At 64.1% G+C, this 12305-nt stretch carries 10 protein-coding genes; 2 read left to right on the top strand and 8 right to left on the bottom strand.

Annotation, left to right across the window (positions count from 1 at the left end; translation table 11 throughout):
* Positions 1–22: 22 nt before the first annotated feature.
* The 6 genes from LB523_RS03300 to LB523_RS03325 all read right to left on the bottom strand — a co-directional run bounded on the left by LB523_RS03300 (position 23) and on the right by LB523_RS03325 (position 7976).
* Positions 23–2659, bottom strand: coding sequence for a phosphoenolpyruvate carboxylase (locus LB523_RS03300; RefSeq protein ID WP_224600909.1), 2637 nt, complete (start codon positions 2657–2659; stop codon positions 23–25).
* Between the two features lie 241 nt (positions 2660–2900).
* Positions 2901–3800, bottom strand: coding sequence for a succinate--CoA ligase subunit alpha (gene sucD / locus LB523_RS03305; RefSeq protein WP_095764879.1), 900 nt, complete (start codon positions 3798–3800; stop codon positions 2901–2903).
* 13 nt (positions 3801–3813) lie between these two features.
* Entirely contained in the window at positions 3814–5001 is a 1188-nt protein-coding gene (locus LB523_RS03310) for a malate--CoA ligase subunit beta (protein WP_224600910.1), read from the bottom strand.
* Positions 5002–5021: 20 nt separating this feature from the next.
* Entirely contained in the window at positions 5022–5984 is a 963-nt protein-coding gene (locus LB523_RS03315) for an HpcH/HpaI aldolase/citrate lyase family protein (protein ID WP_095764881.1), read from the bottom strand.
* Positions 5985–5992: 8 nt separating this feature from the next.
* The gene (locus LB523_RS03320; RefSeq protein ID WP_224600911.1) at positions 5993–7183 is read right to left on the bottom strand and encodes an aminotransferase class V-fold PLP-dependent enzyme; all 1191 of its coding nucleotides are present in this window, start codon (positions 7181–7183) and stop codon (positions 5993–5995) included.
* A 121-nt stretch (positions 7184–7304) separates the two neighbouring features.
* Positions 7305–7976, bottom strand: a complete 672-nt coding sequence (locus LB523_RS03325; protein WP_224545470.1) for a response regulator transcription factor — start codon at positions 7974–7976, stop codon at positions 7305–7307.
* 360 nt (positions 7977–8336) lie between these two features.
* Between LB523_RS03325 and mgtE the strand changes: the two genes are divergently transcribed.
* Together mgtE and LB523_RS03335 are read left to right on the top strand one after the other, a co-directional pair.
* Entirely contained in the window at positions 8337–9755 is a 1419-nt protein-coding gene (gene mgtE, locus LB523_RS03330) for a magnesium transporter (RefSeq protein ID WP_224600912.1), read from the top strand.
* A 143-nt stretch (positions 9756–9898) separates the two neighbouring features.
* On the top strand, positions 9899–10285 hold the full coding sequence (locus LB523_RS03335) for a MerR family transcriptional regulator (protein ID WP_027168973.1): 387 nt from the start codon (positions 9899–9901) through the stop codon (positions 10283–10285).
* A gap of 337 nt (positions 10286–10622) precedes the next feature.
* Here the strand turns inward: LB523_RS03335 and LB523_RS03340 are convergent, their stop codons facing one another.
* On the bottom strand, positions 10623–11102 hold the full coding sequence (locus LB523_RS03340) for a methyltransferase family protein (protein WP_224600914.1): 480 nt from the start codon (positions 11100–11102) through the stop codon (positions 10623–10625).
* Positions 11099–12100, bottom strand: coding sequence for a heparan-alpha-glucosaminide N-acetyltransferase (locus LB523_RS03345; RefSeq protein ID WP_224600916.1), 1002 nt, complete (start codon positions 12098–12100; stop codon positions 11099–11101). Before LB523_RS03345 ends, LB523_RS03340 begins: the two co-directional genes overlap by 4 nt.
* Positions 12101–12305: the final 205 nt, after the last annotated feature.

Raw genomic sequence — 12305 nt, forward strand, 5'->3', positions numbered from 1 at the left:
TCCGGCAACGGGCAAACCGAGCCTATCCCGTCCACCCCAGACCGGCCGAGATGCAGTTGATCGAGACGAGCAGGGCGTCGGTCGCCCGCCTTTGATCTGCGCCTGTGCCTGCCCGAACTTCGCGCAGCAGATTGACCTGCAGCCGGTGGATATCGTCCATCTGCCGGCGCAGATTGTCGAAACGCCTTTTGAACATCGGGAAGCGCGCGGAAAGGTCGCCTCCCGTAAGGTCGCCGATCAGGCGCCGAGTCAGCTCGTATTCGGCGGCGATGCGGGCGTGGATTCTTGCCGCCGCATCGCTGTCGGACACCAGGTCGGCATAGAGCCGCGCGATCTCCATGTTGGACTGGTAGAGCGTCTTTTCGGCCTCGTCGACGATCAGGCGGAAAAAGCGCGAGTGCTCGAACATGCGGGTCAGAAGCTCGCGCCCGGCTTCGCCGCGTACTGTGACGAACGCGCTCAGCGCGCTGCCGATGCCGTACCAGCCGGTCAAGAGATGTCGGTTCTGGCTCCACGCGAACACCCACGGAATGGCGCGCAGATCGGCAATGCCGCTGGCGCCGAAACGACGATCCGGCCGTGAGCCCATTTTCAAGAGCGCCAGTTCGGCGACCGGGCTCGCCTGGTTGAAATAATCGAGGAAGCCCGGCTCGGCCATCAACCTGGCATAAGACGCCTGCGACATGCCGGCCAGCGCTTCCAGCGCTTCGTCGAACTCCGGCGATTCCTTCGGCCCGGCATCGCCGGGCGATCGGATCCCGTGCGCCAGCACGGCGGCGGCGAGAACCTCAAGCTGGTTGAGGCCGGTGCCGCGATTGGCGAATTTCGACGACACGACCTCGCCCTGCTCGGTCACCCGCATGGATCCGGCGACGGTGCCTTGCGGCTGCGCCGCGATCGCGCGGCCGGTCGGCGCGCCGCCCCGGCTGACGGAGCCGCCGCGGCCGTGAAAGAAACCGATCCTGACCTTGTGCTTGCGGCCGATGGCGGCGAGGCGCTTCTGCGCCTTTGCCAGTTCCCAATTGGAAGCGAGGAAGCCGCCATCCTTGTTGGAGTCCGAATAGCCAAGCATGATTTCCTGGCGCGCGCCGAAATCCCGCACCGTGCGCCGCACAAGGGAAACGTCGAGCAATGCGTTCAGGACGCCCGGTGCAGCCTGCAGATCGGCGATGGTCTCGAACAACGGCACAATCCGCAGCCTGATCGAGCCGTCGCCGCCGGGCGCGGTAGAGAGCCCGCAATATTGAGCCAGCAGATAGACCGCGAGCAGATCGTCGGCCGAGCGTGTCATGCTGAGCACGAAAGAGCCGACCGCATCGGCATCGGAGCCCGAGATCTGCTTGGCGATAACCGAGAATGTCGAAAGCAGCTCGGCAGCTTCTTGCGAGAGCCGTGCTTCGTCGATCTCCAGCCGCTCGCCCTGGCTGAGCGCCGCGCGGATGCGCGCCGACCATTGCGGCGTGCCGGCGGCGATCGGATCGGCGGCGTCTATCAGCGCAAACAGCTCGGCCAGCACCCGGTTGACGACTGTGGAGTTCTGCCGGATGTCGAGCGAGACCGTGCGGAAGCCAAAGCTTCCGACCTGCCAAACGAGCGGCTGGATGAAACGCCTGGCGACCGCGCGGCCGCCGATCGCTTCGAGGACTGATGAGAGGGCGTTGAGATCGGCGCGAAACGCCTCCGCCGAGGGGTAGGCCGCCTTGCCGCCGTCACGGGTGGCGACCAGCCGGGCCAGCACGGCCGAAGCGAACTGGCGCAGCGGTTCGTCAGGGTTGCGGGCGGCTATCTCTTGCGCCTCTCCACTCTTATCCAGCGCTGTCTGCAGCACCGGCCTGAAGCCGGCCGGCAGCTCGATGACGTTCGTGCTGGCGCTGAGCACCGACACCAGCCGCTGCAACTGCGCAAGATACCAGCCTATGGCGGTGTTGCGGTATTCGGCCATGGCGTAGGCGGTGACTTCGGCTGTCACATTCGGATTGCCGTCGCGGTCGCCACCGATCCAGGAGGCATAGCGCATGAAGGAAGGAATTCGGATCGGCTCGCCCGGATAGTGGCGCTCGCAGGCGCTCTGAAGCTTGCCATAGAGCTGTGGCGTTGCCTCAAAGATGACTTCGCGGAAGAAATGCAGTCCCCAGGCGATCTCGCGCTCGACCGTCGGTCGCTCCAGCCGCAGCTCGCCTGTCATCCACAGAAGCTCTATCTCGCTTTCCAGATCGGCGACCAAAAGATCGCGCTCGCGCGGCGCCCAGCGCGGCTGGTCGAGCTCGGTCAGCTTGCGATAGATGCGGCGGTGGATTTCCAGCACCGTGACGCGTTTGGCCTCCGTCGGATGCGCGGTCATGGTCGGGCCGACGCAAAGTTCGTCGAGCATTGCCTGGACATCGTCCGCCGAGTGGCCGCTGGCCGCCATCTCGGCAATCACGCTGGCGAAGGAGCCAGGCACTTCGTCGGCGCCTGCGCCTTGCTCGAGCTCGCGCCGGGCCCGCATGGCAAGCAACTCGTCGACAATGGTCAGCAACTGGAACCACACGCCGCTCGCCTGGAGCGCCGGGATGCGCTGCTCGGGAGCCAGCGAGACGAGTGACCTGCGTCCGTTCAGGACTGCGGCGATCTCGGGCTCGCGCGCGCTTGCGACCTGAAGCAGCAGGCGTAACAGCAAGCTGCGCTCGTCCTCACGAAACTTGATGGGTTTGCTCTGTTCCAAAGCCGCTTTCCCGATCGTCAGCCGATTTGCCGCTGCGCTGCTAAGCAGTTGTTTTCAGACAATCCCGACGGCCGCGGCGTACGTTTCCTGGGATTGCCCTTCATAGGGCAGCGCCGAGCGCACGGGCCGACGACCATCGAGGAGGCCGGCCCGAAACAGGCTTCACATCCTGTCGCGATTCTCGCCTGGTCTGCCGTCAAGCAGCCTTCTTCGTCCGCGCCAGCGTATCGGCCACCACCTCGCCGAAGGAGGCGGGGGTCGGCACGATGACGACGCCGGCTTCCTTGAGGATCTCGACCTTTTCCTGCGCCGACTCGCCGAAGGCGGAGATGATCGCGCCGGCATGACCCATGCGGCGGCCCTTCGGCGCGGAGAGGCCGGCGATATAGGCGATCAGCGGCTTCCTCATATTATCGCGCGCCCAGATCGCGGCTTCGGCTTCCTGCGGGCCGCCGATCTCGCCGATCATCACCACGGCGTCGGTATCGTCGTCGCGCTCGAAGAGCTGCAGGATGTCCTTGAAGGACGAGCCGTTGATCGGATCGCCGCCGATGCCGACGCTGGTCGACACGCCGATGCCCAGCGCCTTCATCTGCGAGGCCGCCTCGTAGCCCAGCGTGCCGGAACGGCCGACGATGCCGACGCGTCCGGGCAGATAGATGCTGCCCGGCATGATGCCCATCAACGCCTGTCCGGGCGTAATGACGCCGGCGCAGTTCGGTCCGACGAGGCGCATGCGGTCCTCGAAGCGGTAGCGGCGCATGTAGCGCTTGACCTGCATCATGTCCTGCGAGGGGATGCCGTCGGTGATGCAGACGCAAAGCTTGATGCCGGCATCGGCGGCTTCCATGATCGAATCGGCGGCGAAGGGAGGCGGCACGAAGACGATGCTCGCCTCGGCGCGGGTCTCGCGCACGGCGCCCTTGACAGTGTTGAAGACGGGCAGGCCGAGATGCGTCTGGCCTCCCTTGCCGGGGGTGACGCCGCCGACCAGCTTGGTGCCGTAGCGCTTCATGTCGTCGGCATGGAAGCTGCCGATCTTGCCGGTGAAACCTTGCACGATGACGCGCGTGCTGCGGTTGAGCAGGATTGCCATTTCTCGACCTCCCTCAGGCTGCTTTTTTGTTCTTGGCGGCTTCGCGCCAGGCGGCGACGGCCTTTTCGGCGGCTTCGGCCAGCGTGTCGGCGACGATCACCGCCTCACCGGAATCGGCCAGGATCTTGCGGCCTTCCTCGACCTTGGTGCCGGAAAGGCGCACCACCAGAGGGACGTCGACGCCGACCTCGCGGATCGCCTTGATGACGCCTTCCGCCACCCAGTCGCAGCGGTTGATGCCGGCGAAGATGTTGACCAGGATGGTCTCGACATTCTTGTCGCCGAGCACCGCGCGGAAGGACTTTGCTACCCGCTCCGGTGAGGCGCCGCCGCCGATGTCGAGGAAATTGGCCGGCTCGCCGCCAGCGATCTTGATCATGTCCATCGTCGCCATGGCCAGGCCGGCGCCGTTAATGATGCAGCCGATATTGCCTTCGAGCCCGACATAGGAGAGGCCGCGGTCGCTGGCGAAAGTCTCGCGCGGATCTTCCTGGCTCTTGTCGCGCAGCTCGGAAATTTCCGGGCGGCGAAACAGCGCGTTTTCGTCGAACGACATCTTGGCGTCGAGCGCGACCAGGCTGCCGTCGCGCGTCACCACCAGCGGATTGATCTCCAGCATCGAGGCGTCGTAGTCGCGGAACACCTGGTAGCAGCCGAGGATGGTTTCGGTCGCCTTGCCGATCAGGTTGCTCTCGAGCCCGAGGCCAAAGGCGATTTCGCGCGCCTGGAAGCCCTGCATGCCGACGCCCGGATCGACGGTGGCGCGGATGATGGAATCAGGTTTTCTCTCGGAGATTTCTTCGATCTCCATGCCGCCGGCGGCCGACGCCACGATCATGACCCGCTCTTCCTTGCGGTCGAGGACGAAGCCGAGATAGAGCTCCTGCGCGATGTCGACGGCCTCCTCGAGATAAAGGCGCGAGATCAGCTTGCCGCGGGGGCCGGTCTGTTGAGTCACCAGCTTGCGCCCGAGCATGGCTTCTGCCGCGTTGGAGATCTCCTCGTCGTTCGAGCAGAGCTTGATGCCGCCGGCCTTGCCGCGCGCGCCGGAATGGACCTGCGCCTTCAGCACCCATTTGGCGCCGCCGATCTCCCTGGCACGATAGGTCGCCTGTTCGGGGCTGTAGGCGAGGCCGCCGCGCGGCACATGCACGCCGTGGCGGGCAAGCAGTTCCTTGGCCTGGTATTCGTGGATGTCCATCATGTCCTCCCAGTAATTTTTTAGTGCGCCGCGCTATGCGCCTGGCCGGCGCGCTCGATCGCCTCGCTCACCACCAGCACGTTGCGCGCCATGCGCTCCGACGCCGCGTCGATCATCTTGCCGTCGAGCGCCGCGGCGCCCTTGCCGAGCGCCTCGGCCTCCTTCAGCACCTCGAGGATACGCCTGGCCCGCGTGACTTCTTTCTCCGGCGGCGAGAACACATCGTTGGCCAAGGCGATCTGCGAAGGGTGGATCGCCCATTTGCCTTCGATGCCGAGCGCCGCGGCGCGCCTGGCGGCCGCGTTGTAGCCCTCCGGATCGGAGAAATCGCCGAATGGACCGTCGATGGCGCGCAGGCCGTAGGCGCGGCAGGCGACCGTCATGCGCGACAGGGCGAAATGCCACTGGTCGCCGGGATAGTCGGGGTTGAGCCCGCCGATGTTGACCGTGCGCGCCTTGTTGCTTGCGGCATAGTCGGCGACGCCGAAATGCATGGCTTCCAGCCGGCCCGGCGTGGCGGCGATCGCCTCGACATTGGCCATGCCCAGCGCCGTCTCGATCAATGCCTCGAGGCCGACGCGGGTCTTGAAACCTTTGGCCATCTCGATCTGGTTGACCATGGCCTCGACCATATAGAGGTCGGCCGGCACGCCGACCTTCGGCACCAGGATCGTGTCCAGCCGGTCGCCGGCCTGCTCCATGACGTCGACGACGTCGCGGTACATGTAATGCGTGTCGAGCCCATTGATGCGCACCGAGACGGTCTTGCCCTTGGCGCGCCAGTCGATGTCGTTCAGCGCCTGGATGATGTTCTTGCGGGCGCGTTCCTTGTCGGGCGGCGCCACCGCATCCTCGATGTCGAGGAAGACGAAGTCGGCGGCGCTGTTGGCCGCCTTGTCGATCATCTCCGGGCTGGAGCCCGGCACCGCGAGCTCGCTGCGCTGCAGCCTCAGCTTCTTCAGATGGTTGATGGTGTGGCTCATGGTACCCCTCACGCCGCTCTGGCGACCGGCACATCGGCCGTGCGGCGGAAATGCTCGATCGCCGCCGCCACGCCCGAGCCGGGCGCCAGGCGCACGCCGCAATCGAGCAGCGCCATTTCGGCGGCCGACAGCGAGGCGCAGACCATAACCTCGTTCAGCCAGCCAAGATGGCCGATGCGGAAGACTTTTCCGAACACCTTGTTCAAGCCGCCGCCGAGGGAGGTGTTGTATTGCTGGTAGGCGCGCTTGACGACATTGGCGCTGTCGATGCCTTCCGGCACCAGGATGGCGCTGACCGTGTCGGAGTGCCATTGCGGTGTCTTGGCGCAGAGCTTCAGGCCCCAGGCGTCGACGGCCTTGCGCACGCCCTCGGCCAGGCGATGGTGGCGGGCGAAGATGTTTTCCAACCCTTCCTCGGCAATCAGGTCGAGCGAGGCGCGCAGGCCGCGCAGCAACTGGGTGGCCGGCGTATAGGGGAAATAGCCCGCGTCATTGGCGCGGATCATGTCCTCGAAGGAAAAGTAGCAGTGCCGGTGTGTCGCCACCCGCGAAGCGGCAAGCGCCTTCTTGCTGACCGACAGGAAGCCGAGGCCGGCCGGCAGCATGAAGCCTTTCTGCGAACCGCTGACGGCGCAGTCGACGCCCCATTCCTCCTGGCGGAAGTCGATCGAGCCGATCGAGGAAACGCCGTCGACGAAGAGAAGGGCAGGATGGTTCGCCGCGTCGAGCGCGGCGCGGCAGCCGGCGACGTCGCTGGTGACGCCGGTCGCGGTCTCGTTCTGGGTGCAGAAGACAGCCTTGATGCGGTGCGCCTTGTCGGCCCGAAGCTTCTCGACATAGAGCTCGAGCGGGACGCCAGTGCCCCATTCGCAATCGATGACATCGACATCGAAGCCGAGCCGCTCGGCCATGTCGACCCACAGATGGGAGAATTGGCCGAAGCGCGACATCAGCACCTTGTCGCCGGGGCTGAGCACATTGGTCATCGCCGCTTCCCAGGCGCCGGTGCCTGAGGAGGGGTAGATGAAGACGCGGCCGGTCTCGTTCTTGAAGACCTTTTTGATGTCCTCGAACAGCGGTAGCGTCAGGTTGGGGAAGGAGGAGGCGCGCATATCCTCCATCGGCAGGTTCATGGCTTGCCGGACCTGTTCCGGAATGTTGGTGGGTCCTGGGATAAAGAGATGGGTAAACCCAGCCATGCGCGAAACTCCTCCGATCGTTGGGATATTGGAGGCAGTTTCGTTTCGATGAGGCCTTGCAACAACACCTTGCCGGGTAAGTTGTTTGCCCTTGAGGGTGGGATGATCCTACCCGGTTGGCCTACCCGATAGGCGATTTGGAAGTGCGGCGTTTTTCGCTCGAATAGAGCGCGACGGCCATGGCGCGGTTGCGGACGTCCAGCTTGTCGTAGAGATTCTTCAAGTGATACTTCACCGTGTTCTCGGAAATCCCGGTCCGCGTTGCGATCTGCAAATTGGTCCAGCCGTCGGAAAGCACCGCCAGCAACTCGCGCTCGCGCACGGTGAGCCTGGACAACGGTGTGTCGTTGACCTTGTTGATGTCGATATACGGAATGCAGATGCGCCCGTGGGCGACCGCCAGGATCGTCTCGAAGATGACCGGCGGATCGTCGAACTGGAAGCAGTAGCCTTGAGCGCCCAGGCGTACGCATTGCTTCAGGATGCCGATGTCGTGGTCGTTGGAGAAGATCGCGATGCGCACGCCAAGCTCGCGGCTCTGGACTTCCGTAAGCACATCGGCGCCGTCCATGTCGGCCAGCTTCCAGCCGACGACGGCGACATCGAATTGCGTGGCGGCGGCCAGTTCCAGGAATTGCGCGCCGCTGTGCACGACACCGAGCAAATCGAAGCGGCCGTCGCATTCCAGCATCTCGCGCAGCGCCGAAACGACGAAAGGATTGCGCTCGGCGACGACCACGCGAACGCGCCGCTCGGCATTGCCCTCGTTCGTCTTTGCGGACTTGATGTTCAAGGCCAGCGTTGTCCCCGGACCGATTGGCGATGCGCTGATCCTGCTGGATCATGCATCATGACAATTCTGCCTCAATAGGGAAGGGGTGCTCTTTCCCCAGCGACATGCGCTGTCGCGCCGGCTGAAGCGATTGTCGCACCCGCCACCCGGGCGCTCCACGCTACTTCCGGGAGGTTGCGAGGCGAAGGCGACCGTCACATTTCTTCGGCTATTCCACGCGCTAGAGCGACATCTTTCCAAGACGAATCCTGTTGCCGCGCTATCTGCCGAACAGGGTTTGGATTTTCCGAAAAGCGGTTTCCCCTTTTCGGGATCATGCACTAGACCTCGTTTCAGGATTCCTCGTTGCGGGAGGCGCTGGTGGAAGGCCAGGACACACAGACGACCGGCGCCGCGCCCGCCGAGGAGCATCACGCCGACATCTATGGCGAGGACGGCGCGGTGCGCGCCTCCTTCCTTGCCCAGATCGGCGCGGCGATCGTCGACCGCGACACGATCACCCTCAAGCGCGAGGTCGATGACCTGCACCAGTCGGAACTCGGCGACGTGCTGGAGGCGCTTCATCCCGAACAGCGCCGGGCTTTGGTCGAACTGCTCGGCTCCGATTTCGACTTCTCCGCGCTGACCGAAGTCGATGAAGCGATCCGCCTCGACATCGTCGACAATCTGCCCAATGCGCAGATCGCGCAGGCGGTGCAGGAGCTGGATTCCGACGACGCGGTCTACATCCTCGAGGACTTAGAGAAGGAAGACCAGGACGAAATCCTGTCGCAACTGCCTTTCACCGAGCGCATCAGGCTCAGGCGCGCGCTCGACTATCCGGAAGAGACCGCCGGCCGGCGCATGCAGACGGAGTTTGTCGCCGTGCCGCCGTTCTGGACCATCGGCCAGACCATCGACTACATGCGCGAGGACAGAAACCTGCCCGAGCGCTTCAGCCAGATCTTCGTCATCGACCCGAGCTTCAAGCTGCTCGGCGCCATCGATCTCGACCAGATCCTGCGCAACAAGCGGGCGGTCAAGGTCGAGGATGTCATGCATGAGACACTGCATGCGATCTCGGCCACCATGGACCAGGAAGAGGCGGCACGCGAGTTCGAGCAGTATAATTTGCTCTCCGCCGCCGTGGTCGACGAGAACGGGCGGCTGGTCGGCGTACTGACCATCGACGACGTGGTCGACGTCATCCAGGAAGAGGCGGAAGAGGACCTTTTGCGCATGGGCGGCGTCGGCGACGAGGAATTGTCCGACACGGTGCTCGCCACCTCGCGCTCACGCGTGCCCTGGCTGCTGGTCAATCTTGTGACCGCCTTCCTCGCGGCTTCGGTCATCGGCCTGTTCGACCGCACCATCGAGCATGTGGTCGCGCTGGCGGTGCTGATGCCGATCGTCGCCGGCATGGGCGGCAATGCCGGCTCGCAGACCATGACCGTCACCGTGCGCGCGCTGGCGACCAGGGACCTCGATATCTACAACGCCGCCCGCATCATCCGCCGCGAGGTCGGTGTCGGTTTCATCAACGGTGTGGTGTTTGCCGTGCTTATCGGCATGGTCGCCGGTTTCTGGTTCCGCGATCCCAATCTGGGCGGCATCATCGCGGCGGCGATGATCATCAACATGTTCGCGGCCGCCTTGGCAGGGATTCTCATTCCCCTGCTGCTTGACCGTTTCAAGATCGATCCGGCCGTGGCCTCCGCCGTCTTCGTCACCACCGTCACCGATGTCGTCGGCTTCTTTGCTTTCCTTGGCTTGGCTACCTGGTGGTTCAGCATTCGCTAAAGCAATAAAGCGCCATTAATTGACTTTTACGTAAGTGCCGTGCGAGGGTTGCCGCGGGGTCACGTGCCGATTCCGGCGCTGGATGGGTATCATCGGAGGGAAGGGCGACGCTTCAAGCGCGATGCCCGGGCTTGGGAGCGGGAATGCGGGAATATTACACGATCACCGAGCTGACGCGCGAGTTCGACGTGTCGACGCGGACATTGCGTTTTTACGAGGACGAGGGGCTGGTGCAGCCGGTAAGGCGCGGCCGCACGCGGCTGTTTCGGCCGTCGGACCGGCATCTCATCCGCCAGATCATGCGGGGAAAAAGGCTCGGCTTCTCGATCAACGAGATCCGCGAGATCATTCAGATGTACAAGGAGCCGCCCGGCGAGGTCGGCCAGCTCAAGCTGATGATCAAGCGCATCGAGGAGAAGCGCGAGGACCTGCGCCAGAAGCGGCGCGACCTGGAAGAGACGCTGGCCGAGTTGGACCAGGCGGAAGAATCCTGCGTGGAGCGGCTAGCCGAGTTGGGTGTGAATACCTGATGGCACCTGTCATAGCGGACCTTGGTGATTAGCCGAAGCGTTCCGAACCTTCGTCATCCTTGGGCGTAGCGACGCGAAGCGGAGCGAAGACCCGAGGATCCATTCCGTTACCTTCGCCGAAGGGCGAAAACGGTGCAGAACGTAGGCTCTCTGCACCGTTGCAACGCGTATAGGTAACGGCATGGATTCCAGGGTCTGCGCGCGTCGCTTCGCTCCTTGCTCCGCCCTGGAATGACGAAGTTGCGGATGCTCCTGCCAAATCGCCGAGGTGCGCGGTTGCTGATCGCCTAGGTGTGCAGTCTGATCGCACCAGGCAGCCGTCATTGCGGAAGCAACCTCAAATCCAGCGCCGCACCCGCTTGGCATAATCGCGGTATTTCTTGCCGAACTTCTCCGCCAGGATCTTTTCCTCCTTCTCGATCGCCAGTTTCTGCGTCGCGAAGGCGGCCAGGAAGGCGAAGAGCAGGAACCAGCCGATGCCGGTGATGAAGGCGACGCCGATCAGCAGCAGCGTGTTGGCGAGATACATCGGATTGCGGGTGATGCCGAAGGGGCCCGACGTCACCAGATGATCGGGCTCGGCGTTGGGGTCGAATGTCGTCTTGGCCCGCATCATGACACGGATGGCCGTGACCCAGAGCATGGCGACGCCGAACAGCGCCACCCAGCCGACGCCGAACAGGAGATCGCCGAGAATGTCGCCGATCCAGGGCAGTGGGTAGAGCATGCCGAGGACGATGCTCGCCGCAATCGCCGCGACATAGATCACCGGCGGCCAGGGAATGATCCCGTGTCTGGGCTTTGTGATGCCCGTCATTGCTGCCCTCCCTCCATCTGGTCCTGCGTCGCGGCGGTGCAGGTCTCCGCCATGTCGGCCAGATGCGATTTCCAGACGCTGGACTGATCGTTGGCGTAGAGCTTGTCGAGCGACCCTTCGCCCTTCAGCGTGTCCAGCATGCAGCCACAATAGCTCGTACAGAACTTGCTGTCCCGCTGTTGTTCGCACTGCGCCTGGCAAGCCGGCAGGAAGCCGGCTTCCCGATCCTGAGGGACTGCCGGCATGACCTGCGAGAACAGCCACACCGAGCCGAACAGAAGCGGCTGGTGGATGAGGTAAAAGGCGAGGCTGTGCCGGCCGATGAAGGTCAGCGGCTTAGACCAGCGGCCGGGCAGCCACCTTCCCAGACGGGCGAGCAAGCCCGATGCGGAAGCGAGCTTCACCGTGGCGATGCCCGCAAGCACCGCGCCGAACCACGGGAAGAGCGGCACGTAGTCGTTGGAACGCGGGTTGGTGGCGGAAAGGCCGACCCACCACAGAGCCGGATGGTCGAAGAACTCCGACCGCAGATAGTAAGGGGCGGCAATGACCGCCGCGGCGATGATCGCCGTCACCAGCCAGGGCAGCCTTAGAAAGGCGAGGCCGAGCAGGCTCGCCAGCGCGATCTCATGCAGGATGCCGAAGAAGATGAACCCGTCCGGGGTGACGATGTAGGTGACTGCCGAGATGGCGGCCGCTGCGATGCCCACCATGGCAAAGCGCTTCCAGAAGCCTGGCCAACGGATCTGATGGCCGTGGGCGAGGAAGAGGCTGACGCCGACCAGGAACAGGAAAGTCGAGGCAATGCAGCGCGCGTAGAATTTCCACCAGCCGAAGGCGGTGAGGGCGGGCGCGGTGTAGCCGAAGTTTTCGAGGTCCCAGGTGAAGTGGTAGCTCGCCATCGCGATCAGCGCGATGCCGCGCAGGATGTCGATGGCCTGGATGCGGCCGTGCTTTGGCGCGTCCTGAACAGGGCTGCTCGTCGTTTGAAGGCTCATCATCTCGATCCGATTCAGTCCTGCCAAACGACTATCACGGTTCAAGTGGACGACAGAAGCAGGCGGCCATCAATGCGGTTCATGGCAGCCATGAAATTCGCTTTAGGCCAGAGCTGGAAAGCCTTTGGCAGGCTTCGCTTTTCGGCCTTTCGGAGTCGGTTTCCTGCTACTGGCCGGCAGCTGGCCCGGCCAGATTCGGGCGCGG

This window comes from Mesorhizobium sp. ESP-6-4 (assembly GCF_020164735.1).
Taxonomy (GTDB): domain Bacteria; phylum Pseudomonadota; class Alphaproteobacteria; order Rhizobiales; family Rhizobiaceae; genus Mesorhizobium.